Annotated in this window: 28 protein-coding genes; 14 read left to right on the forward strand and 14 right to left on the reverse strand. The window is 44.9% G+C overall.

From position 1 onward, the window contains the following. Positions 1 to 56: 56 nt before the first annotated feature. The 9 genes from QUF19_RS04025 to QUF19_RS04065 form a co-directional block, all read right to left on the reverse strand. Positions 57 to 1604 carry an HAL/PAL/TAL family ammonia-lyase gene (locus tag QUF19_RS04025; protein WP_286296250.1) on the reverse strand — a complete coding sequence of 516 codons (1548 nt, stop codon included), beginning with the start codon at positions 1602 to 1604 and terminating at the stop codon, positions 57 to 59. Further along, a complete protein-coding gene (locus QUF19_RS04030; protein WP_286296252.1) occupies positions 1582 to 3381 on the reverse strand; it encodes a glycosyltransferase family 2 protein in 1800 nt (599 codons plus the stop codon). The genes QUF19_RS04025 and QUF19_RS04030 overlap by 23 nt, the downstream gene beginning before the upstream one ends. Beyond that, a complete protein-coding gene (locus QUF19_RS04035) occupies positions 3374 to 3736 on the reverse strand; it encodes an ApeI family dehydratase (protein WP_286296254.1) in 363 nt (120 codons plus the stop codon). Before QUF19_RS04035 ends, QUF19_RS04030 begins: the two co-directional genes overlap by 8 nt. 89 nt (positions 3737 to 3825) lie before the next feature. Next, positions 3826 to 5214 carry an AMP-binding protein gene (locus QUF19_RS04040; protein ID WP_286296256.1) on the reverse strand — a complete coding sequence of 463 codons (1389 nt, stop codon included), beginning with the start codon at positions 5212 to 5214 and terminating at the stop codon, positions 3826 to 3828. A 6-nt stretch (positions 5215 to 5220) separates the two neighbouring features. Further along, complete coding sequence (locus QUF19_RS04045; RefSeq protein ID WP_286296259.1) at positions 5221 to 5778, reverse strand: COG4648 family protein; 558 nt, start codon at positions 5776 to 5778, stop codon at positions 5221 to 5223. After that, positions 5778 to 6035, reverse strand: coding sequence for an acyl carrier protein (locus tag QUF19_RS04050; protein WP_017040432.1), 258 nt, complete (start codon positions 6033 to 6035; stop codon positions 5778 to 5780). The genes QUF19_RS04045 and QUF19_RS04050 overlap by 1 nt, the downstream gene beginning before the upstream one ends. A 10-nt stretch (positions 6036 to 6045) precedes the next feature. Then, on the reverse strand, positions 6046 to 6306 hold the full coding sequence (locus QUF19_RS04055; protein ID WP_004736154.1) for a phosphopantetheine-binding protein: 261 nt from the start codon (positions 6304 to 6306) through the stop codon (positions 6046 to 6048). 104 nt (positions 6307 to 6410) lie between these two features. After that, entirely contained in the window at positions 6411 to 7181 is a 771-nt protein-coding gene (locus tag QUF19_RS04060) for a lysophospholipid acyltransferase family protein (RefSeq protein WP_286296281.1), read from the reverse strand. Then, a complete protein-coding gene (locus QUF19_RS04065) occupies positions 7178 to 7927 on the reverse strand; it encodes a beta-ketoacyl synthase chain length factor (RefSeq protein WP_286296283.1) in 750 nt (249 codons plus the stop codon). Before QUF19_RS04065 ends, QUF19_RS04060 begins: the two co-directional genes overlap by 4 nt. Before the next feature lie 72 nt (positions 7928 to 7999). Between QUF19_RS04065 and QUF19_RS04070 the strand changes: the two genes are divergently transcribed. The 3 genes from QUF19_RS04070 to QUF19_RS04080 are packed head-to-tail and all read left to right on the forward strand — an operon-like array spanning position 8000 to position 10759. Next, positions 8000 to 8389 carry a hypothetical protein gene (locus QUF19_RS04070; protein ID WP_017106337.1) on the forward strand — a complete coding sequence of 130 codons (390 nt, stop codon included), beginning with the start codon at positions 8000 to 8002 and terminating at the stop codon, positions 8387 to 8389. A 29-nt stretch (positions 8390 to 8418) separates the two neighbouring features. Beyond that, positions 8419 to 9492 (forward strand): methyltransferase, encoded by a 1074-nt coding sequence (locus QUF19_RS04075; protein WP_286296287.1) that lies wholly within the window; start codon positions 8419 to 8421, stop codon positions 9490 to 9492. 25 nt (positions 9493 to 9517) lie between these two features. Then, a complete protein-coding gene (locus QUF19_RS04080; RefSeq protein ID WP_286296289.1) occupies positions 9518 to 10759 on the forward strand; it encodes an NAD(P)/FAD-dependent oxidoreductase in 1242 nt (413 codons plus the stop codon). A 142-nt stretch (positions 10760 to 10901) separates the two neighbouring features. Here QUF19_RS04080 and QUF19_RS04085 read toward each other — a convergent pair whose 3' ends face one another. Together QUF19_RS04085 and QUF19_RS04090 are read right to left on the reverse strand one after the other, a co-directional pair. After that, positions 10902 to 11408 carry a Fe3+-citrate ABC transporter substrate-binding protein gene (locus QUF19_RS04085; RefSeq protein WP_286296291.1) on the reverse strand — a complete coding sequence of 169 codons (507 nt, stop codon included), beginning with the start codon at positions 11406 to 11408 and terminating at the stop codon, positions 10902 to 10904. 139 nt (positions 11409 to 11547) lie between these two features. Continuing rightward, positions 11548 to 12681 carry a flagellar assembly protein FlgT gene (locus QUF19_RS04090; protein ID WP_286296294.1) on the reverse strand — a complete coding sequence of 378 codons (1134 nt, stop codon included), beginning with the start codon at positions 12679 to 12681 and terminating at the stop codon, positions 11548 to 11550. A gap of 192 nt (positions 12682 to 12873) precedes the next feature. On the opposite strand from QUF19_RS04090, the gene QUF19_RS04095 reads away from it, so the two are divergent. Together QUF19_RS04095 and flgP are read left to right on the forward strand one after the other, a co-directional pair. After that, entirely contained in the window at positions 12874 to 13509 is a 636-nt protein-coding gene (locus QUF19_RS04095; protein WP_017106341.1) for a FlgO family outer membrane protein, read from the forward strand. Positions 13510 to 13518: 9 nt separating this feature from the next. Continuing rightward, positions 13519 to 13950, forward strand: a complete 432-nt coding sequence (gene flgP, locus QUF19_RS04100; protein ID WP_102436433.1) for a flagellar assembly lipoprotein FlgP — start codon at positions 13519 to 13521, stop codon at positions 13948 to 13950. Positions 13951 to 14265: 315 nt separating this feature from the next. On the opposite strand, the gene QUF19_RS04105 is transcribed toward flgP, so the two are convergent. From QUF19_RS04105 to flgA, 3 genes are all read right to left on the reverse strand, one after another. After that, entirely contained in the window at positions 14266 to 14691 is a 426-nt protein-coding gene (locus QUF19_RS04105; RefSeq protein ID WP_102436435.1) for a flagella synthesis protein FlgN, read from the reverse strand. A 65-nt stretch (positions 14692 to 14756) separates the two neighbouring features. Then, positions 14757 to 15074: a flagellar biosynthesis anti-sigma factor FlgM gene (gene flgM, locus QUF19_RS04110; RefSeq protein ID WP_029223448.1), complete on the reverse strand. Its 318-nt coding sequence runs from the start codon at positions 15072 to 15074 to the stop codon at positions 14757 to 14759. Between the two features lie 179 nt (positions 15075 to 15253). Then, the gene (flgA, locus tag QUF19_RS04115; protein ID WP_102436437.1) at positions 15254 to 16000 is read right to left on the reverse strand and encodes a flagellar basal body P-ring formation chaperone FlgA; all 747 of its coding nucleotides are present in this window, start codon (positions 15998 to 16000) and stop codon (positions 15254 to 15256) included. 77 nt (positions 16001 to 16077) lie between these two features. Here flgA and QUF19_RS04120 point away from each other — a divergent pair, with 77 nt between their 5' ends. The 9 genes from QUF19_RS04120 to flgH all read left to right on the forward strand — a co-directional run bounded on the left by QUF19_RS04120 (position 16078) and on the right by flgH (position 23735). Then, entirely contained in the window at positions 16078 to 17004 is a 927-nt protein-coding gene (locus QUF19_RS04120) for a chemotaxis protein CheV (protein WP_017106345.1), read from the forward strand. A gap of 11 nt (positions 17005 to 17015) precedes the next feature. Further along, complete coding sequence (locus tag QUF19_RS04125) at positions 17016 to 17843, forward strand: protein-glutamate O-methyltransferase (protein WP_102436439.1); 828 nt, start codon at positions 17016 to 17018, stop codon at positions 17841 to 17843. Between the two features lie 254 nt (positions 17844 to 18097). Next, positions 18098 to 18493 (forward strand): flagellar basal body rod protein FlgB, encoded by a 396-nt coding sequence (gene flgB / locus QUF19_RS04130; protein WP_004736175.1) that lies wholly within the window; start codon positions 18098 to 18100, stop codon positions 18491 to 18493. Between the two features lie 4 nt (positions 18494 to 18497). Beyond that, a complete protein-coding gene (flgC, locus tag QUF19_RS04135; protein ID WP_004736176.1) occupies positions 18498 to 18911 on the forward strand; it encodes a flagellar basal body rod protein FlgC in 414 nt (137 codons plus the stop codon). A gap of 17 nt (positions 18912 to 18928) precedes the next feature. Beyond that, on the forward strand, positions 18929 to 19642 hold the full coding sequence (gene flgD, locus QUF19_RS04140; RefSeq protein WP_004736177.1) for a flagellar hook assembly protein FlgD: 714 nt from the start codon (positions 18929 to 18931) through the stop codon (positions 19640 to 19642). Between the two features lie 50 nt (positions 19643 to 19692). Next, complete coding sequence (gene flgE / locus QUF19_RS04145; RefSeq protein ID WP_004736178.1) at positions 19693 to 20997, forward strand: flagellar hook protein FlgE; 1305 nt, start codon at positions 19693 to 19695, stop codon at positions 20995 to 20997. Between the two features lie 269 nt (positions 20998 to 21266). Further along, entirely contained in the window at positions 21267 to 22016 is a 750-nt protein-coding gene (locus QUF19_RS04150; protein ID WP_286296323.1) for a flagellar basal body rod protein FlgF, read from the forward strand. 21 nt (positions 22017 to 22037) lie between these two features. Next, the gene (gene flgG / locus QUF19_RS04155; protein ID WP_004736180.1) at positions 22038 to 22826 is read left to right on the forward strand and encodes a flagellar basal-body rod protein FlgG; all 789 of its coding nucleotides are present in this window, start codon (positions 22038 to 22040) and stop codon (positions 22824 to 22826) included. 132 nt (positions 22827 to 22958) lie between these two features. Next, the gene (gene flgH, locus QUF19_RS04160; protein ID WP_102436441.1) at positions 22959 to 23735 is read left to right on the forward strand and encodes a flagellar basal body L-ring protein FlgH; all 777 of its coding nucleotides are present in this window, start codon (positions 22959 to 22961) and stop codon (positions 23733 to 23735) included. Positions 23736 to 23775: the final 40 nt, after the last annotated feature.

The following is a 23775-nucleotide window of genomic DNA, read 5'->3' on the forward strand; positions in this document are numbered from 1 at the left end:
ATTGCGTAAAGGGTTGGCTACTTTATGAGGTTAACTACTTTATTAAGTTAACTACTCTATGAGTAAAGTGACCAATGCTGACTTTGAATACGAGAAATAAAGTGGCGTAGATCGCCTTCAAGCGGGCGATCCTCGACAATAAACTCAAACTCTTTCAGAACTTCGTCGCGAATGTGCTTGAGGTTATCACTCATGTGGTGCTCATCAAGCTCATTGTGGCGCTTACGAAGCTCAAGCGCTTGTGTACCCGCGAGAAGTGATGCTGCCGCAACTTGTTCAGTCAGTTCAAGAACGCGCAAACAATCACGAGCCGCGATGGTGCCCATGCTGACTTTGTCTTGGTTGTGGCACTCGGTTGAACGAGAGAACACACTTGCTGGCATCGTGTGTTTCAATGCCTCTGCTGTCCAAGCTGAAACGCCAATCTGTACCGCTTTGAAACCGTGGTTGATTGGTTTACGTTCGCCTTCAGCACCCGTTAGGTTAAATGGTAAGCCGTTATTGAACTTGTAGTCCATTAACTGTGCCATTTGGCGATCTAGTAGGTCTGCAAGATTGGCTACTGCTGTTTTTAGCGTGTCCATTGCCATTGCGATATGGCCACCGTAGAAGTGTCCACCGTGCAGTACGCGCTCATTGTCGCCATCGATAATTGGGTTGTCGTTGGCGCTGTTTAGCTCGTTCTCGATCATTTGGCGAAGCCAAGGCAGAGAGTCTTGAACCACACCGATAACATGTGGAGCACAACGCAGCGAGTAACGGTCTTGCAGGCGATCACTGTTACGTGGCGGGCGATCTGCTTGTAAGTCATCACGCAGCCATGCAGCGACTTGTTGTTGACCCGGATGAGGCTTCACTGCAAACAAAGCTTCATCGAAATGGAAATCGTTGCCTTGCATACCCACAGACACCATTGCCGTGATTTTAGTCGATAGCTGAGCTAGGTATTCTGCACGTTTGTAGGCAATACAAGCCAGCGCTGTCATTACTGATGTGCCATTCATCAATGCCAAGCCTTCTTTTGGCTTAAGCTTGATAGGGCTGATGCCCAGTTCTTTGTAGACGTCACTAGTAGGGCGAACTTCGCCTTTGTAGATAACATCGCGCTCACCGATGAGTGCGGCCGCCAGATAAGACAGCGGCGTTAAATCGCCACTGGCACCAACCGACCCTTCTTGAGGAATACGCGGTGAGATGTCTTGGTTAATCAGAGTAACAATCTGGTTGAGCAAATCATGAGTCACACCAGAGACACCTTGTGACAGAGAACACAGGCGTGTTGCTAATACTGCACGAGATTGCTCGTGAGACAGTATTTCACCTAAACCACAGCCGTGAAAACGTGTTAAATGCAGCGGTAGCTCGTCAACTAGGTTCGGCGGAATCGCAACGGTACATGAGTCACCGTAGCCCGTTGTCACACCATAGATCACGCCTTCTTCTTTCAATAGGCGTTCTAAAAAAGCGACACCGCGGTCGATTTTTGATGTGAACTGGTTACTTGAGTTCATCGAGGCTTTTGCGCCTTGTGAGATAGCGACAACGTCCTCGATAGTGAGGCGTTCGGCACCAAAGGTGATGCTATTTGGATTCTTTTTCGTCATGGTGCTTGCTCAATGTCCAAAAATTAAAAAAGTTGTACCACTGAAGCGGTGCTTTCAGTGTGTAGTGCTGAAGTCGGTTCGCATATTTTTGCACGACTTGCTGTAAAGATTGTTCGCGTGTCTTCCTTGGTAGCTCGATCTTGTCACTAAAATGCTCGAAATAGACATTAAAGTGCGGCTTAGCTTGTGAGTCATCACGTAGCCCAAACAATAAGAACACGGGTGCTTTGAGAACAGAGGCTAACATAAATGGCCCTTGAGGGAAGGGCGCTTCCTTACCCAAGAACTCTGCCCATACTGAACGGCTCTCTTTGCTGGTGGAAGTTCTATCACCAACAATCACAATCCACTCGCCTTGCTCCAACTTTTGCTGCAACAAGATAGCCGTATCAGGCCCCATCGAGGTCACTTGAATCAGGTTTAAGTCAGACTGCGGGTTGACCGCTTTCATTACTGAATTGAAACGTTCAGCGTGCTCTGTGAACACCAGAGCATTGATTTTGATGTTTGAGTGTCTGCGACCTAAAGCGCGGCACAGTTCGATATTGCCAAGGTGAGAACCCAGAATCAGCACACCTTGTTGGTTTGCTACCATGCTCTCGAATTGTTCTTGGCCATGAATAGTGAGATTATCTGCCGAGAAATCGCCTTTCCATGCCGCTAACTTGTCTAGCATCGTATGGCCAAACGAAAGCAGATGGTTATAACTGGTTAACTCAGCGGGTAACTCGATATTCTGTTGCTCTGCGTATGCCTTTAGTTGGAACAAGTATTGCTCAGAAGCGTTTCGCGCGCGTTTGCCCGTTAGGTGGTAGTAACGCATCACACCGCGCAAAATCAGGTTAAAGACACCGCGACCTAATAGGGTATAAACCGCCAACAGCAGTTTGATGCCGAGTACGGTGCCGCGTTCTTGAGTGCGAGACCAATGGGGCTGTTCTGAAGCCTGCGACTCTGAATCCGTCGATGAACTTTGGTTATTATCAGCGGAATCTGACTTGAAATGGCGAGCAATCAATTTTGGTGCTCTTGGCAGCATGCCGAAAAACAGTCGTGTGTGCATCCAGCTGATTTTGACGTTATCCCACAGCGCATCGAAATGAGAGACGCCATTTTCTGGGTATATAACGCGTGTTTCAACGAAATCAATATCGCAGCCTTCCCAATACAAGCGAACCAGAATCTCGATATCGAAGTCCATTCTAGAGCCAACATCGTATTTGTTGAGCACCGTTTGAGTTTGGGTTATCGGATACGCTCTAAAGCCACACATGCTGTCTTTAATAGATAGAGATAGGGTTTCTATCCATACCCAAATGTGTGTCGCGTAGCGCCCGTAGAGCCTTGCTTTAGGCACACTCTCGTCGTAGACAGGCTGACCTGATATTAGACGCTGTGGGTGAGTCTGAGAGGCCCCTATTAACGCGGGTAGGGCGTCTAGGTCATGCTGTCCGTCAGCATCAATTTGAATGACGTGGCTAAAGCCGAGCTGTTGTGCTTTTTTGATTCCGGCCTTTACTGCGCCGCCTTTGCCTTGGTTCTGCTCAAGTGTCACCAAGGTTACGTTTGAGTTCTCTGCTAGGGGAGTCAGAAACTGTTTGGTGGTGAGCTCACTGCCATCATCAACAATAATAATCGGAAGTTCGAAGTCAAGGAGTGATGAGACCACTGCAGGCATGGTTGCGCCATGGTTAAAGCACGGGACAAGGAAGCAAGCCTTGTAGCTGCTTTCTTTCGCTAAGTGTTGAGAAACAGCCTCGATGGGAGCGCTATTCACTTTTTTCTCCCAGCTTCATTTTACCTGAAGAGTGAGTCTGTTCGCCGTTGTTTGAGGTGTAACTGAAGCTCAGTTTGTCTTTGTCAGCATCCCACTTTAATGATAATTGAATAGTAGAGTCAGGCAGGATCGGCTCTTGGAATTTGATGACTTCCATGCCTTTAAAGTAACCAGGGACCTTCAGCTCTTGGACTGCATAGTGAAGTGCCCAATCAATCTGTGTAACACCCGGAAGAATAGGAAAGCTCTTGAAGTGCCCCTTAAAATCGGTGATGTCTCCAGTAATATGGAGTGTCAGGGTCGATTCTTTCTCTACAGTGTCAACAGCAATGACGTTTGGTTTTCTCTTATCCATAGCGCGTGCTTAGAATCCTTGGGCTGAAAATGGGTGTTGTGACAAAAATATAAAAAGATGATCTCAGTGTAAAATACGATCAGCGGTTTCTATGATTTTATTAGCTGTTCGATATGAGAGGTTAGTCGCTTACCTTGGCTGTTGAGTGGAATCTCATCAACAATACGATACTTTCTTGGGATAGCGATCGGTTCCAACCACTTTCTGAGTTCTGAACGCAGCATCAACCAGAATTTACCTTTACTCATGGTGGCGAGTTTCGCTTGGCCTTCCTCTGATAGTACCAAAACCGACGCCAAGATTAAGCGTTTCGGTTCTTCAAATGGAATGACGACACACTCGCTTATCCAAGGAAGTTGCTCAAGTCGCTTTTCGACTTCAACCAGTGATACTCGTTTTTCTTCTATCTTGATCACTCGGTCGGTTCTGCCTTTCAATATAAATTGATTCTCCGAGACCATTTCGCACTCGTCTGCGGTTTGATACCAGTTATTGTTATCGATGTAGGGCGACAATAACTTAATGCAATTCTCACTGTTGAGACTTGCCTCAATACAGTCAAAAAGTTGCCAAGGCGTTTGAGCGCTCTGTTGCTGGCGAAAGGCTATACCGCCAGTCTCTGTGCTGCCAAACACCTCGATAGGTAAATGACCAAGTAGATCTCGTGACTGATGAGCCGACTCGGTAGGCAATGGGCCACCCGAAGAGAAGATTCCTGCAAGTTGTACCTTGTTGGTCTCATGCTTTAATCGTTTGAGTAGCGCAGGGCTACTGATCAGTACACAGTTTTTATTGGCGTGAGACAGAATCTGTTCTGGGTACTCAAGGTTGTTTCGAGCAAATGGAACACCAGAGCATAGCGGCCATAAGATTCTAAACAGCAAACCATAGATATGTTGGTGCGAGACGGTACTTTGGACTCGGTTACTCTTGAGTAATTCGCCCCAGTTCTTATCTAGCTGAGCTGTTTCGATATTTAGGTGTTCTAGTGTTTTATTGATTGCCTTCGGTGTACCGCTTGAACCTGAAGTAAATAAGGTCAATTGGATTGCTGCCAAATCAATGGCTGGAAGATTATCGGTTAGAGGCTTTTGCGCTTCGGTGTTTGAGTTCAATAAGGTTTGGATATTGCGAACGTCACTCACTTCAACTTCGCCAATCGAGTCATCAACTAGCAGACAGTCAAAATGTTCACTTAGCTCGGCAAGCGCACAAGGTTGATAGTTACCGGGCAATATGATGTGTTTGTGGCTGACTGCACACGCTAAAAAGGCCACCGAAAATAGGTAGCTGTCTTGGGTACAAATCGCGACTCGTTGAAAAGGGGATAAAGATAAAAGGTGTACGAGTCGAGATAAGTCGTCGTTAAATGTTTGCCACGTAATCTCGCTATTGTCGTCATAGCAGACAATAGAATCTGGCGTTCTGTTCTGACTGAGAAGCTCAGACAAGGAAGTGTAAGAGACGGTTTGGGTCATAACAATTTAACTCTGACGAATGCGCTGTCTTACTACCCACTCTCCTGCAAAAAGTAACCCGGCGAACAAATAGCTGAGTAAGCCATTGTATAGGGTCCATATTTCAAGAGGTTGGAAGCAGGTGTAAAGGGCGATAGAGCCATTGACAACAAAGAACAGGCACCAAACTTTGGTGACTTTTCGTGTGTAATCAACGCCACTTTGCGGAAGTTCAGGCTCTTGGAGACGAGCAAGACGCTCGATAATCGTTTGTGGTTGCCATAGGCTTGAAGCGAATACGGCCAGCATACAAACATTAACGATAACGGGATAATAAGTTAGCCAGCCATGTTGCTTAAAGGCTAAGCCTAAGGCCAGCAGAACAATACCGGCACTCCCACTGATCCACGCTAAGTGTTTTAGCTCTTTGATTTTAGCCTGACCGCCAGTAAAAATACGGACAGCAAAGATAGCGGCCAAGGCGATACCAACGGTTTGTAGGCCAAACTTGTTGAGTCCAAAGTAAACCGCTATTGGATAAGTGAAAAGTATGATTGCCGACAGTAAAGTCAGCAGAGGACGCATTATGCGTCCTTCAATAGTTCAGCCACAGACTCGACAACGTCATTAACGGTGCGTACTGCTTTGAACTCTTCAGGTTTGATCTTCTTACCTGTTACGTTCTGTAAGTGAACGACCAAATCAACCGCATCAATGCTGTCTAGGTCGAGATCAAGATAAAGGTGAGCTTCAGGAGTGATATCTTCAGCATCAAGCTCGAACAGCTCAATAAGCGCATCTTTAACCTGGTTGTATACTTCTTGGTGGTTAGCTTGTGTCATAAAGATCTGTCTAGTTGTTCGTTTGAGATGAGATGTAGTTTGCTAGGTTTTCTACCGATGCAAAATGCTGGCGAGTGTTTGAATCGTCGGCATCGATAACAATGTTGTACTTTTTCTTGATAGCAAGGCCAAGCTCTAGCGCATCAATAGAATCTAATCCAAGTCCATCACCAAATAGTGGAGCTTCTGTTTCAATCTCATCAATGCTCATGTCTTCAAGGTTCAATGCGTCGATGATCAGTTGTTTCAGTTCGTTGTGTAATGTTTCCACTTTGGCCTACTTAATGCTTTATCTAAATGCTGCTTTAAGGGGGCGATTCTACATTATGCGATGTATTTTCGAAATGCTGATATCGCCTGTTGTTTATTGATTGGCTAAATACTTTCTTCGGAAGGGAAAAGAGTGTGTGCAAGATGATGATTAAGGCGTCTTGCTGCCGAAGTTAAGTTATTCGAATTTTCAATAAAGGGTGCGACTTCTATTTTACCTTTCACCGCGATATGAAAAAAGGGTTTCGTAGCAGGAACTTGATACCATTTTTTTTCTTTGGTTAAGAATGTCGGAGAAACCGTAATATGAATCACGCGTAAATCGGTTTGTGTTCGAGTGGCAATTTGTGCCGCACCACGTTGTAAGGATGGCTCAATTCCGGGCGTTGTGCGAGTGCCTTCGGGAAAAACAAGCAATACGTTACCGCGAGAAAAACGTTCTTCACAGCGTTCTAAAAGGTCGTCAGGTGCTTGATTGGGTATGTACCCCGCAGCTTTGACGATCCTCTTCATAAAAGGGTTTTCCCATATTGCTGCCTTAACGAGGCAATCGCATTGAGGAAGTTGAGAGGCGATCAGCACATAGTCAATCAAGCTTGGGTGATTAGCGACGATGATGCAGTTGCGATCTTCGCGCAGCAGTTCGGCACCATCAATTCGGTAGTCAATTGCCCCAGTGAATTTCATGATCTGGCAAAACGCATTGAATGAGAAGCGAATCAATCGTTGAGCCTTTAGCTCTCTTTGAATGGTGTTTGATGTGGTGAGCGCGATCGAAGGCAAGATCAAGAAGCTGAGAACTAAGCCTCCTAAACCGAAGATGGTAAAGCAGAGGCCTGTCGCGAATACTCGCCAATATTGGTCGACCTTACTCATTGTTGAGTTCCAGCTTTCGCGCTATTTACCCAAGTCCAAGCTTGGTGTTTACCTGCAATTGTCCAACGCTGTGTATTCTGAAGAATGTTCTGCAGTGTTTGCAGGCCTTGAGGCAATTCAGCTAATGAGCTTTCGCTAGTTACGGCTCTTGATACCGAGTAGTCATTACCAGTGGTGAGCACTAAGCCCAGAGCATAATCGGCATAGTGCTGAGTTTCGTATTCTTGGTAGAGCTCAGGTAAAGGTTGGTCGAAATCGATAACTAACACACGATGCGATGGGTATTGGTGCAGGTAAAGATAAGCTTCAATCAGTGCGTTATGGAAAGTATCTTGTCCTGCGGCGATTGAGGTCAGTGGAATTGGTGCTTTCGCGGCAATAGTGGTTAGGCCTGCTGCGGTATTATGTACCGACTGCGAGAACGCCATTGGCGAGGCATCGTCACCTTCGAGTATCGACTGAATCAATGTGGCAGTTCGGTGTAGCTCACCATGTCGGCTGGCAAAAACCAGATAATCAATCGAGGTGTCTTTTAATAGCGTTAACGCGGTTTGGACGGCAAGCTTGCTTTGCAGGCTCATTCGGCGTCGCATCATCGGCGGGATAGCTTTAAATTCAGTTGGGCCATCTTGTGGCCAATCTAAATTCTTGCTCCATGTTTGCCATTCGGCATCAGAATTGAGCCCCGCAGAATTTGCAGACCATTTCTCAATATTAAACGACATTAATTGGGATTGATTTGACATAGAGTATTGATTTGCTTTGGGTCTAACTAAATACTACGCGTGCCTATAAATAAACACAGATAAGGAATTTAAATGAAATTACTAAAAATAGCCGTTTCAATGTTATTCATATTCGTTCTTGCAGGGTGTGGACGTGTCCAACCTGTAATGAATGTTGAGGATACTCCAGTTGCACTTAATCTTCAAAGCAAACAGGTGAAATCAGCTATTTATGAGTCGGCTGAGAATCGAGGCTGGTTGGTTTCAGAAATAAAGCCTGGCTTGATCCGTGCGGAACTGTATGTTCGTTCACACCATGCTGTGGTTGAAATTCCTTATAGTGACAAGTTTTACTCTATTCTTTACGTTGAATCAGAGAATTTGAAGTATGACGATGGTGAAATACACCGTAATTACAACCGCTGGGTTAATAACTTAAACGTTGATATTAAACGTAAGCTTGCAAAAATGGCTGCTGAGTAACCCTCTATTATTTTAAAGTTAGGTTTTTCGTGTCGGAATATAAATTAGATCCATTCAATGCATTAGAAGCAAAAACAGAAGCGCAAAAGTTGTCTTTCGCTCCGATTGCTTTTCATACTGCTCGTACACTTCGTGATTTAGGTATTTTAAAAGCCTTAGATGATGCGGGTAACGATGGTTTACCTGCAGATACGCTCTCTGAAATCACCGGTGTATCCGAGTACGGCGTGAAAGTTCTGCTCGATATGGCGTTAAGTGCCCATATTGTTACTTGGGACAAACCTAACTACAAAATGGCTAACCTTGGCTTCTACCTTCTGCACGATGGCATGACCAACGCGAACATGGATTTCACGGCTGATGTTTGCTACGCCGCGATGATGCATTTAACGGAAGCGATTGAAGAAGGTACACCTGCGGGCTTGAAAGAGCTGGGTGACTGGGAAACTATTTACCAAGGTTTGTCTCAATTGCCAGAAAAAGCAAAAGAGAGCTGGTTCAAGTTTGATCACTTCTATTCAGATCGTTCGTTCCCTGTTTTGCTTGAGAAAGTCTTCAGCAAGAAACCTAAATCGCTGGTGGATATTGGCGGTAACACGGGTAAGTGGGCAATGCAGTGCTGCAACCACGACTCAGATGTTGAGATAACAATTGTCGACTTGCCACAGCAACTAGAAATGGCAATGGCAAACGCGACACAACATGGCCATCAAGACCGAGTGACGCCATTCCCAGCTAACATGCTCGACAAACAACAAACGTTGCCTACAGGCGCGGATGTGTGGTGGATGAGCCAGTTCCTTGATTGCTTCTCGCCAATGGAAATTCTGAGCATATTAAAGCGTGTTCGCTCTCATATGTCAGAAGAGGCGACGGTCTATATCCTTGAACTGTTTTGGGATGCACAGAAATACGATGCGGCTTCTTATAGCTTAAACGCGACTTCTCTTTACTTCACTTGCTTGGCCAACGGCAACAGTCGTTTTTATCGCAGTGAAGATTTCTTAGAGATCGTTGAAGAAGCTGGCTTTGAAGTGGTGACCCGTACCGACGATATCGGTCTTGGTCATACGCTTCTTGAATTGAAAGCTGGCGCGCAATAAAAAATAACAAACATGGCTTAAATTAATGAAAAAACTGTCAACTCAAGTAGTGATCATCGGAGCTGGGCCATCAGGGTCTATTGCTGCGTCTTTGCTTCATAAAAAAGGCATCGATGTTCGAGTGATTGAAAAGAGCCTTTTCCCGCGCTTTTCGATTGGTGAAAGCTTACTACCTGCTTGCATGGAAGTGATTGAACAAGCTGGGATGAGCGAAGCGGTGGCTGACGCTAACTTCCAATTTAAAGATGGTGCCGCTTTTCGTAAAAATGGCGTGTACACCGCGTTTAATTTTGAAGATAAGTTCTCTGCTGGGCCGGGAACCACGTTTCAGGTTCAACGAGGCGCCTTTGACAAGGTGTTAGCAGACACTGCCGAGGCGCAAGGTGTTGCCATTGATTATCAACATGAGTTGATGGGCATTAACTTCACCGAAGACAGCACCATTTTAGATGTACAAGTGCTTGATGGAGAATGCTATCAGCTAGAAGCTCAGTACGTGCTGGATGGCAGTGGCTTTGGTCGCGTGCTACCGAAGATGCTTGATTTGGAAGAGCCATCATCGCTTCCTCCACGCAAAGCTATTTTCACGCACATTAACGACCATATTTCAGAGGTTGATACCGACCTTGAATATGACCGCAACAAAATTCTGATCTCGGTGCACCCAACCAACCCTGATGTTTGGTATTGGTTGATCCCGTTTAGTAACGGTGTGTCTTCGTTTGGTATTGTCGGGGAGCCTAAGTTCTTTGAATCATACCCAGAAGATAAGATTGCCGCGATTAAGCAACTGGCAACGGAAGAGCCGGGTTTGGCTGAAATATTGGCGAATGCAGAGTATCCAAACCTTGCCGGTGAAATCGGTGGCTATTCTGCCAACGTAAAACACCTTGCAACAGACAAGTATGCGCTATTGGGCAATGCCGGTGAGTTCCTTGATCCTGTGTTTTCATCAGGTGTGACAATTGCGATGAAGTCAGCTCAGTTTGCGGTTGAGTGCGTGGAAAAGCAGCTCAACGGTGAGAAGGTTGATTGGGATCGTGATTATGCCGATCCATTGATGGTTGGTGTAAACACGTTTAGAACTTATGTTGAGGGATGGTACTCAGGTACTTTGCAGGATGTGATTTTTTATCAAGATCCTAATCCGAAGATTAAGCAGATGGTGTGCTCAATTTTGGCTGGCTACGCATGGGATCAAACCAATCCTTATGTGAAAGAGTCAAAGCGTCGATTGACGACACTGGCCGAGATATGCCGAAGCTAGGTGGTCGATTTAGGGTGTAGCAACATGCTAAAGCACCACAATGACATAGCCTATAAATCAAAACAGCCGCAATGCGGCTGTTTTTGTATCTGGTAAATATGACAAGTTGATTCTTAGCTAATTCTCTTAACTGAGGTTGATACTACTTTAAGTCGATGCTGTTCAGTCGTCCCATAAAGATAAGCAGTTCAATCACATCTTTGTGAGCTTCAAGTAGCGCTCGTTTGGTTTGGCTGTAGGCCGCAAGTCGACCGTGCTTCCTAATAGAACATACTTTGGTTCTGTATTTGTATTCACCACTGTCAGAGAATACGCGCCACTTAGCGATGTAGCATTCATCGCGATGTTCAGGATCTGTCTGAGTAGGGTTTGGTTTGAATACTATTTTAGGTTCTAAACTGTGCGGTAAACGTGTCATCAAATAGGGCTCTCTAAGGACTTTTGGCCAAAACTTTCCCCAGAGCTTTCTGCCAAGCTCATCTCTTAACTTGATGGTTTTCTTTAGTGCTTTGTCTTCACCCATACGAACAAAACCGACAGAACGATGTAACACCGTATCTTCAGGAGTATGGATGTGGATTTTAAAAGCGGTTTGGCCTTTCGATATAAATCGATAACCGGTCGCACCAATTAGATTATTCTGGCTCATAGTTTGCTAAATGATGATTATGTTATTAATAAGGTTACGACAAATACGTTAAAACCGAAACTAATCATCATGAAAAAAATAAAGCCTTAACAAAAGTGCTAAGGCTTTATTAGAAACTATGGGGCGGGAGTGACGCTAACTACATGATTTTCTGCATCACATCACCAATTTGAATGCTTCCAGCTAGGCTAGGTTGATCAATCGTAAGTTCGGCTTCATTTTCATACACGCGAGAAACTGTCAGCGTTATATCACTTTGAGATACCTTGTTACGCGGTAAACCTCGTTGGTCGATAAACGAACCTGTATGCCACAGTTGCAGTTTGTCCCCTTTCTGCACACCATGCATTCGCCCTAAGTCAATGGTCACCGTATTGCCAAATACAGCGGCAACCTCTGGAAGGGTGATCTTACAAGACACTTCAGACTCTAAGTCCAACATGATGTTACGACTGACGCGCAGCATCATACTGCCGTAGGTCGATGCCCAGAAGCGAGCACTGCGGGTATCAACTTCACTGGTCTTAGCAAACGGCCACTTCGCCACTTCACGATAGCTGCGGTTGTAAACCTGATGACCTGTCTTGCCGTCAAAGACTTGCATTTCTAACGCAAATTGTCGGTTGATAACATCGTCCTTTAACAGCTTAGATTCAATCGTTGCGGTTAAGTCGGTAATGTCGCCACCAATGATGTATTGCGCGCCCGTGTCTTGAGCAATCATTTTGATCACTTCTGGCTGGCGCTTATCAATGTCGAAGTCGGTCGTGCCCACAGAAACAAAACTGCGCGACTCTTGCGCCAATTGTCTGTCTACAACATGGCTGAAGTCATCACCAATGTTATAGATTCTGCCCATAACGGCTTGCTGCGGGGAGGTAACATCAATATTGCCGACGAGAAATGTCTTTTTGTATTGGCTCTCATGGCAAGCATTTGCCGAAGGATAGATGTCGATCCTTGCGGTGATCATTAAATTGCCACCACGAGTTTTCTCTTTCTGAACCAAGATGTAGCGCACTTCATGGTTGGTAAACTGGAATTCTTTTTTACTCGAATCTAGATAGGGCGTGAGGTTGGAGATACTACCAATATCAGCCCCTGAGAACTGCACCGCTTTATATACGGCGTCTTCCAGCGCGTGGATGCGTGCGCTTTCTTCCGACGATACGATGGCTGCTGTACCGGTAACTTCATACCAAGAGGCATGAGCACTGAAGCTTATGGTTATCAGTGAACTTATTGAAAATAAGTAAGATATTATTTTTTTCATCTATTCGTTACCAGTTGGGTATAAATATTGCTTAACAAATAACTATAAGCTTGAAGCTGACTTAAGTGCGTTTTTCTTAATCTGAACCATTAATGAAAAGCAAAGACTGTTCCAACATTGTAATCCATTGAAAAGAATAATGGTGAGAACATATTGGAACAGGTAGCACTAAATATATCTGGAGATAAGAGAATGAAAAACTGGCTCGTAGTAATGAGTGTCATGTTGATGACATCATGTGCTTATTCGCCCATCTATAACGGCAAGTCTGAGTATTCAGGCAGTCAGTTTATGTTGATGGACAGCCCTCGTCATACCATGGACTTTTTCGTGGAAAGTATGACTGAAGATCTGATCATTTCGAATACGAGTATTTCAGCGAGAACTCCAATTGCGATTACTTCGTTTGTTGACCTGCAACATATGGACACAACAAACTGGCTAGGTAATTCCGTTTCAGAAGGCTTCATTCACCAGTTTCAGCGTCGTGGCTTCAAGGTCGTCGACTTCAAAACAACAGGCTCTATTCAAGTGACTCACCAAGGTGACTTCGCGTTAAGCCGTGATTGGAAAGACCTCGCACAGGAACAAGACGTGCAATACGTGCTAACAGGTACGATGCTACGCCAAGAGGGCGGTGTGCTTGTTAATGCTCGCGTGGTAGGCATGCAAACCCGCATTGTGGTTGCTTCTGCGCAAGGCTTCTTGCCTGCAGACCGTATCGGTCGTGACTTAGATACTCTGAATAGTATTCGAACTCAAGATGGCGTCATCATTCGTTCTGATCCAACGATGACTCAGCCATACACTGTTATTCTTCGCCCTTAGGAGTTCGTGATGAAGAAGTTAATATTTGTTGTTGCTGCCTTACTGCTTGTTGGCTGCCAGCCATTGCAAAGTATGCGACCAGACGACTTTTTAGTTGCTGTTGGTTACGCAAGTATCAGTGAGCAATCAGGCCGTAACGACGAAGAAAAACGCATCCGTGCTATGCGAGCATCTAAAATTGATGCTTACCGTGAACTTGCTGAGCAAGTGTATGGCATGCGAGTGAGTGGTCGAGCTGAATTATCAGATCAACGCTTGGGTACCGAACGAACGACAGGTGCTGTCGACGGTGTGATTCGTGGTGCGGAAGTGGTGCGCAGTTACCCAGTTGGCGATAGTTACGTGACCGAACTTCAGCTCGATATTCGTAAGATGGAACAGTTGCGCGATTACGGCGAAGTTCAAGCTGTGCCAGAGAAGAGACAACAAACGCTGTTCTAGTCTTTATGACCATTTGAGTCATATGACCGATGAGTTGTATAAGTTGCCCTCGCTTTCCAGATGGCAGGGCGGCAATAAATAACGACAGTGAATGTAAAAGCGGCAAGTATGAAAATACTTGCCGCTTTTTGGTATTTACAGGTTGGGTGTGGAATCTAGGTCTTGTAAGAAATATAAGTTGAGTAGGGAAGTGGAGAAGTCGAAATTGGTGTTGCGAAAGGTGCGGGTTGAATTACGGTACTGAATAGAGAATAGAGAATAGAGAATAGAGAATAGAGAATAGAGAATAGAGAATAGAGAAGGCTGGTGGCTTAATTAGGCTTTAACGTTGGTACCAAGCGTCGAAATCGTATGCGTTTGACCACCGGCATTGTAGGTCATGCCGATTTTTCCGTGGCTTTGCTGCATCATATTGCTGAGTTTTTTAAAGCTGAGGTGTGCTCGATTCAAGGCTTCACCATTAACAAGGTTGGCTTGATGGCAATCGTACACAATAGATTTGATGGTTTTAACTAACTGAGCCAGATCTGGGTTTTCGGTCAGTTCGGAGATATTGCTATGCGCTTCGATTCGTTGATCGGTTGTTCTTAATTGTTCAACTAGGACAACTTTCTCTTTAGCGATGCGTTCAATGTCGGTCGATTTTCGGCTAGTAATAGCGGTTTTCTCTGAATCTAATAGATCAGATAGGGCTTTGGCATTTTGAAGTTGGAAATTAACTAAATCTGCTAGTGCCGCCATAACGTTATCCTACTAAAACCTTGGTGTTCTTTAAGTGGAGATAGCTTGAATTAGGAATCTATCGCTTAAAGACCTTTTAACTCATTCTCGAACTTGATCATGTTGTCAGCCAGTTTTTCTGGGTCGACAGTGTATGAACCGTTCGCAATCGCTTCTTTGATCGCTGCAACTTTTACGGTGTCAAAGCTTGGTTGTGCTGCCATATCTTGTTGGAGCTGGCCAATTGCTTTGCTTTGTTGACTCAGTGAAACCGCGTCTTTGCTTGTCGGTGATTTAGCTGCAACATCAGAACGTGATGCCTGAGAGCTAGAATCAGAGCGCGCTGCTGATCGGTTTGTGGTCGTTAGGGTTTGCCCTGAACGAATATTATCGATGCCTGCCATAGTTAAGCCTTTTTCTTCAAAAATGGGAACCTGTACAGTCAATATCGACCAAGGGTTCGATTACTTTAGCAATTTTTAGCCCAATAGTCGAAAAGGGGCAAAACACCGCAGCCGTCATATTCAGCGTTAGAATTGAGAGTAAAATCACTAACGATTACCACCCATTTAGAAGTAAAGCGTTAAAAGTAAACCGTGACTTCAGACATGTTGGTAACAATACCTTCGATTATACGCTGAGATTTGTCATTTTTCACTCTTACTTGATCGCCCATCGAGCCATCGGTTAACGCAGTACCTTTGGTGGTAATGGTCATGCCACCTTTTACTGCCTGTATGATAACCTTCTCGTTTCGACACACGACACAGATATCACCTCTTTCGACAACATCACCCGGTCTTAGGTTCTTTTTCACCTTAGCGCCGATGACTTGCTTGGGAAGAGTGAACCCTTGACGACGAAACTTGTTAAGCGAAATCATGGCGGTGGTGACATCGTATTGACCGACGATCTCGCCTCTTGCTAAAGAACGAGTGGTGGTAACGAGCGGCACCGACATTGAAAGTCGAACAGGTACGTAAATCCGCCACTCATCCGGTATACATTGCACTAAAACCGTAATGCTACTACGGGTATTTGTCGTGGTTGAAGCGCTGGTTTCAAGAGGGATTGGGCAATCTGTTGCTTTTACTCTTGAGTCAATATTTGCTGCATTAACAAAGAGTTCGCCACCTCGAGGCTGGTCAATGGTCTCAAGGATGTGTTGTTCCGCCGCAGACTGAATCATTTCAATTTGTTCTGGAGTCGCAGCTTGTACAAAAAAACTAAACAATATTGACAAAATGCCGATAAACTTAGCGACAGTTTTAAAAGTAGCTCTACACATTGCTATAGAAAAAGGAGGCAGATTTGTTTTATAATACGTCATTCTGTTTCTCTGGTAGTTCGTAGCCTGCAGTAGACTAACACTTTTTATCCAAAAAAGTTTGATATGGAGATGAGCTCATGACGGGTATTCTTGATTCGGTGAATCAGCGTACGCAACTCGTCGGTCAAAACCGATTAGAATTACTAACCTTTCGCCTAATGGGGCGTCAGCGTTACGGCATAAATGTCTTTAAAGTAAAAGAAGTGCTTCAATGCCCTAAGCTGACAAAGATGCCAAACTTGAACCCACTAGTTAAAGGTGTCGCACACATTCGTGGCCAAACGATCTCAGTGATCGATTTGAGCTTAGCGATTGGTGGCCGTCCTACAACGGATGTTGAAAAGTGTTTTGTGGTTATCTCTGAGTTTAACCGAACGATTCAAGGTTTCTTGGTCAGTTCAGTAGAGCGCATTATTAACATGCACTGGGAATCGATTCTTCCGCCGCCAGATGGCGCAGGTAGAGCTAACTACCTGACAGCGGTAACCAACATTGATAATGAATTGGTAGAGATTCTTGATGTTGAAAAGATCCTTGCCGAAATCTCTCCTGTTGATGAAACAATGGACAGCAAGATCGCTGAAGACATTGCGAAAGTTGAACAAGAGAAACCATTAGTTCGCCGTATCTTGATTGCTGATGACTCTACGGTTGCTCGTAAGCAGGTTCAGCGTGCGATTGAGTCGATCGGTTTTGAAGTGATTTCGGTGAAAGATGGTAAAGAAGCCTATGAGAAGCTGGTGCAGATGTCATCGGAAGGCAGTATTTACGATCAAATTTCATTGGTGATCTCTGATATCGAAATGCCTGAAATGGACGGTTATACGCTGACTGCTGAGATTCGCCGTCATGCAGAGCTAAAAGATTTATACGTAATTTTACACTCATCATTGAGTGGTGTATTTAACCAAGCCATGGTTGAGCGTGTGGGAGCTAACTCCTTCATCGCGAAATTCAACCCTGATGAGCTTGGTGCAGCGGTTAAAGCTGCGTTAACTAACTAAAAGAGACATTAATGACTGCTATAACAATAAGTGATCAAGAGTATCGCGATTTCAGCCGTTTCTTAGAATCTCAATGTGGCATTGTATTAGGTGATAGCAAGCAGTACTTAGTGCGCAGCCGCCTAAGCCCATTAGTAACGAAGTTTAATTTAGCGTCGTTATCTGATTTGTTGAGAGATGTAGTAACAGGTCGAAACCGTGAGTTGAGAGTGGCAGCAGTGGATGCTATGACGACGAACGAGACACTTTGGTTCCGAGATACTTACCCGTTTGCTGTGCTTGCGGATAAGCTTCTACCGGAGATAGCGGCAAATAAACGTCCTATTAAGATTTGGTCTGCGGCAAGCTCTTCAGGCCAAGAAGCATATTCAATGGCAATGACGATTCTTGAGACTCAAGCTCGTAAGCCGGGTATGTTGCCAAGCGTGTCGATAACGGGAACGGATATCTCAGCGAGTATGTTGGATATGTGTCGTAAAGGCGCTTATGACAATCTAGCGCTGGGTCGAGGTCTTTCTCCTGAACGTCGCCGTACCTTCTTTGAAGATGCGGGTGATGGCCGTATGAAAGTTAAAGATAATGTGAAGCGTATGGTCAATTTCCGTCCGCAGAACTTGATGGACAGCTATGCCTTACTTGGTAAGTTCGACATCATTTTTTGTCGTAACGTATTGATTTACTTCTCACCAGATATGAAGGCGAAGGTACTGAACCAAATGGCAAATAGCCTAAACCCTGGTGGTTATCTACTATTGGGTGCTTCAGAATCGTTAACAGGTTTAACCGATCGATTTGAAATGGTTCGTTGTAACCCTGGCATTATCTACAAATTAAAGTAATTGCTGGCACCGCATAAGGTGTAACGTTACTGTCTAATTTCAAAACCCAGCCTAGTGCTGGGTTTTCTTTTTTCCGTTAAAGCTATATCTTTAAGTCAGAGTGACATTCCAATTTACTCTATTTTTTGGCTTGTATATTGCAAGTTTACCCACGAGTAACCTGTAAAAGTATTGATAGCCCGCTTTGTTTTAAAAGTTGGTATATATATTGCTTTGGTTATCTCATAACAGTCAGTTCTTGAGTTGAGGTTTACATGGCTATTTCTTTTGACAATGCTTTGGGCATTCACCAACACACGGTTGGTGTACGTGAGCGTAACGCTGAGGTGCTTTCCACCAATATCGCGCAAGCCAACACGCCTGGGTATAAAGCAAAAGGATTAGACTTTAAGAAATCACTGCAAGCGGCAAGTTCTGGGGCAAGCATTGGTCTTAGTCGTACAGATGGTCGGCACATTTCTGCCTCAACAACGGTGAACGGGGAAACGAAGTATCGAATTCCTACCCAACCTGATACAGGAGATGGCAACACGGTTGATTTGGATTTGGAAAGAAACCTTTTCATGCAAAACCAAATTAGGCATCAAGCCTCTCTCGACTTCTTAGGAAGTAAGTTCAAGAATTTAACTAAAGCGATTAAAGGGGAATAATTAGATGAGTTTATTCAATGTATTCAATGTGACTGGTTCTGCGATGAGTGCTGAATCTGTTCGTCTAAATACGACCTCGAGCAACCTTGCGAACGCGGACAGTGTAAGTAGTTCTGCTGAAGAAACTTACAAGGCTCGTCACGCAGTGTTCGGCGCTGAGTTAAATAAAGCACGCAACAGTGGTCACACTGTGCCTGTGAAAGTATTAGGTATTGTGGAAAGCGATAAGCCGCTGAGCGCGGAGTACAACCCAGATCACCCATTAGCGAATAACGAAGGCTATATCTACAAGCCTAACGTGAACGTTATGGAAGAAATGGCAAACATGATTTCGGCATCACGTGCGTACCAAACAAACGTACAGGTTGCTGACTCGAGTAAACAAATGCTGCTGCGTACGCTGCAGATGGGTCAATAAGGATAAGGAGGTAGCACATGGCTGGAATCAACAATAATGTTGGTCAAAGCGGCTTGTCCTATGTTGACCAGCTGAAGAGTCTTCAAGATGGCGCTAAAAAGCCCGATGAAACAACAGGTAAGCAGGATCTTAAACAAGAAGACTTCTTATCTTTGTTGACTAAGCAATTAGCCCAACAAGACCCTTTTAAGCCGGTTAGCAATGACCAGATGATTGCGCAAATGGCTTCATTTGCGACCGTAGATGGCATTGGCAAAATGAATACACAGTTTGAAAGCTTGAATTCATCAATGACCTCTAACCAAGCATTACAGGCATCCTCTTTGGTTGGCCGCGATGTATTGGTTCCTGGTGCGGCAGGTGTGAAACCCGGTGATGGCGGTATGGCGTCCATGGTTAAGCTTCCTCAGGCAATGGACAATGTAATTGTCCGTGTTGAGAACGAAGTTGGCCAATTGGTTCGCACTTTTGATATCGGCTCTAAACCATCAGGCGACACACGTGTTGAATGGGACGGAAAAGACGAAGACGGTAACCCATTGCCGGCTGGTAAATACAACGTGAAAGCGTCGGGTTTACTGGATGGCGAGAACACAGAGTTCCAAGTGTCGAGTTATGCGAACGTGAACAGTGTGCTTCTTGGTAAGGGTGATGGCAACGTACTACTCAATCTGGCTGGTTTCACATCGCCAGTACGACTTGCTGAAGTACTAGAAGTTGGTAAAGCGTAACGCTTTAAAAGAGTGATTATGCTAGCTAGAGAGATTAGGAGAATATTGGAATGTCATATGTAGCTTTAAGCGGTCTATCCGCTGCACAACTAGACCTGAATACAACCAGTAACAACATTGCGAACGCAAACACATTTGGCTTTAAAGAGTCGCGTGCGGAGTTTGGCGATGTTTACTCAAGTTCGTTATTCACTAACGCAAAAACGACGGCAGGTGGCGGTGCGCAAGCTAGCCAAGTGGCGCAACAGTTCCATGAAGGTTCAAGTATTTATACTAACAACCCAATGGACTTACGTGTAAGTGGTACAGGTTTCTTTGCAGTATCGAAAGACCGTATGGTACCGGAGATCAATGAACTCACGCGTAATGGCGCATTTCACCTAAACAAAGACAACTACATGGTTACTGCTAACGATGAGTTTCTTTTAGGTTACGATGTTGATCCTAACTCGGGTGAAGTTCTTTCTTACGCACCAAAGCCACTCGACATTCCTGCTGAGTTTGGTAAGCCAAAACAGACAGAAAACATTGAAGTAGGGGTTAACCTTCCTGCAAACGGTGATCTTAAAGACCCGGCTGCATTTAACTACCAAGATGCTGATACCTATAACCGTGCAACGTCTTCGACGGTATACGATTCTATGGGTCAGTCTTACAAGTTAACGACTTACTACCTCAAAGATCAGACTCAACCAAACACTTGGCAGACGTACTACACCATGTCAGATGAGAACGGTGAAAAGCCGGTCAACATCACAGGCGGTGATGCGACAAATGCACAAGGTCATGTTGGTCACACAATGAAGTTCAATAATGACGGTACGTTGGCGAGCCTTAACAATGGCCAGCCAATTAACTCTGAAGCACTAGGTGCTGGAGCAAACCCAATTGATCTGAACGGTGCTGATCCAACGCAAGTGCTTAAGTTTGGTCTAGATTCGTCAACTCAGTTTGCTGCTCCATTTGAACTGACTAAGTTCGATGAAGATGGCGCGACAACAGGCTTCTTGACCAAAATCGATTTCGATGAGTACGGCAGTGTTTTAGGTACTTACTCAAATGGTGAAAACGTGATGCTTGGCCGTGTAGGCTTGGTTCGTGTACCCAATGAGCAAGGTCTAGATAAGAAAGGCGGCACTCAGTGGGATTCTACTAATGACTCAGGTTCTAAAATCTGGGGTGAATCGAACAAAGGTTCATTTGGTAGCATCAACAACGGCTCACTAGAGCAGTCGAACATCGATATGACTCAAGAACTGGTTGATTTGATTTCTGCTCAACGTAACTTCCAAGCGAACTCGCGTTCTCTAGAAGTACACAACCAACTGCAACAGAATATTCTTCAGATTCGTTAATCGTTTCGAGCGTTTGAATCATCTGCGAATACCCAATTCAATATTATTGAATTGGGTATTGTTGCTGAATTTGATATGGCTGTTTGCTTTTTTATTTGCCGCCCTTATTGCCGCACGGTAATGCCACTGGCAACAATTCTTCCTCAATGATCCTTTTGTGATCCCTCTTCTTCGTTGTTTTCTATTTAAATTATTGATAAATAACAGTTAAAAATATTGGCACAGTGTTTGCTTTATTAGCCCCAGAAGATGATTTTTGGAGCAAAATTATGGATCGCGCACTGTTTCTTGCCATGAGTGGCGCTAAGCAAAATATGCAAGCTTTGCAGCTACGTGCTAACAACCTTGCCAACGTAAGTACAACGGGTTTCCGTGCTGATTTAGCACAAGCACGTTCAATGCAAGCGTACGGTGAAGGCATGCCTACTCGTGTTTTCAGCATGACAGAACGTCCGGGTCATAATTTCGCACAAGGTAGTGTGGTCACCACTGGCCGCGATCTCGATGTCACGATTCAAGGTGATGGCTGGATTTCAGTAATGGACAACATGGGCCGTGAAGGTTTAACACGTAACGGTAACCTAAAGGTTGACCAAAACGGTTTGCTAACCAACGCAAGCGGTCATTTAGTGTTAGGCGAGAACGACGCACCCATCACGCTACCTATTCCTATCAGTAAAGTAGAAATCGGCACAGATGGTACTATTTCGGTGATTCCTCAAGGCGCTCCAGCTGAAGAATTAGCGATTGTCGACCGTATCAAACTTGTGCGTCCAGATAATCAAAGCTTATTTAAAGACACGAATGGTCTATTCCGTTCGAAAAACCCAGATCAGGCATACGAAGCAGATGCAGCGGTAACGTTGCTAAAAGGTGCCATCGAAGGCAGCAACGTAAATGCTGTTGGTGAAATGACCAGCCTAATTGACTTACAACGTCAATTCGAAATGCAGGTCAAGATGATGAGCACAGCAGAGGAAATGGACAAGTCGTCTGATTCACTGCTTCGTATGAGCTAATAGAATTTAAAGGAATTTGCTATGCATCCAGCATTATGGGTAAGTAAAACAGGTTTAGACGCCCAACAAACCAATATCTCAACAATTTCAAACAACCTTGCCAACGCCTCAACCATTGGTTTTAAAAAGAGTCGTGCGGTATTTGAAGATCTGTTCTATCAGAACATCAATCAGCCGGGTGGCCAATCGTCTCAGAACACTGAGCTGCCAAGTGGTTTGATGTTGGGTGCCGGTTCTAAAGTCGTGGCAACTCAAAAAGTTCACACGCACGGTAACGCACAAACGACATCGAATAGCCTAGATATGATGATCGAAGGTGACGGCTTCTTCCAAGTTGAAATGCCAGACGGCGAAACAGGCTACAGCCGAAATGGTCAGTTCACACTGAACGGTGACGGCGCGATCGTAACGTCGGGTCAAGGTTATGCTCTGCAACCAGAAATCGTTATTCCTGAAGATGCGATTTCGGTGACGGTTGGTAACGATGGTGAAGTGTCTGTTCGTCTACGTGGTGAGCAAAACAACGTCGTGGTTGGCCAAATCACCATTACTGACTTCGTAAACCCAGGTGGTTTAGAGCCAGTAGGTCAAAACCTTTACTTACCAACGGGCGCAAGTGGCGATCCGCAAGAGGGCGTTCCGGGCTTCGATGGCTTGGGTAACATCCGTCAGTCGATGCTAGAAACATCGAACGTAAACGTAACCGAAGAGCTGGTTAATATGATTGAAGCTCAACGTGTTTACGAAATGAACTCGAAAGTTATCTCGTCGGTAGACAAGATGATGAGCTTTGTTAACCAACAGCTGTAATTGGTTTATTTACCGTTTACTGACTTATTTACCGTTTACTGACTTATTTACAACTAATAGATCGGTTTCTAGTGGATAGACGAGTTTCTATTCATTGATCTATTTACCATTGCCTGCTGAGAGTGTATCGCCATGAAACGTATTTTTTGTTTAGCCCTGGTTTTGTCTATGACAGGCTGTGCTGTACTGGATCCTATTGAAACTCCAGCACAAGAAAACGCGACCACAGTCGTTGATGCAGTGGAAGGCGATAAGTCGGCTGAAGAGAGCTCTGGCATTATTGATACCCTTCGTGGCAGAACCGATCCAATCGCGGGCGATCCTGCATGGGCACCAATCAACCCAAAGAAGAAACCTGAACATTATGCCGCAGCGACAGGTTCACTGTTCAATGTGAGCCATATTGGCAGCATGTACGATGATTCAAAACCTCGCGGTATTGGTGACATCATTACTGTCGCGCTCGATGAAAATACACGAGCGACCAAAAAAGCCAACGCAGACATGTCTAAGTCGAACGACGCATCAATGGAGCCATTGGCCGTTGGTGGTCAAGAGCTAACCATAGACAAGTACAACTTCTCTTACGACTTGAGTAATACCAACACCTTTGCTGGTGATACCTCAGCCAACCAAAGTAACAGCATCAGTGGCTACATCACCGTAGAAGTGATCGAAGTGCTAGCCAATGGCAACCTTGTGGTTCGTGGTGAAAAGTGGATGACACTGAACACGGGCGACGAGTACATCCGCCTAAGTGGCACCATCCGCCCTGACGATATTGATTTCGAGAATACCATTGCCTCGAACCGAGTTTCTAACGCGCGAATTCAGTACTCAGGTACTGGCGTTCAGAAAGATATGCAAGAGCCTGGATTCTTGGCACGATTCTTTAATGTATCTTTGTAGAGCTTGAGACAGTGTCGACATACTGACACTCCCAGAATTA

It is taken from the genome of Vibrio sp. FE10, from assembly GCF_030297155.1.
GTDB lineage: Bacteria > Pseudomonadota > Gammaproteobacteria > Enterobacterales > Vibrionaceae > Vibrio > Vibrio apostichopi.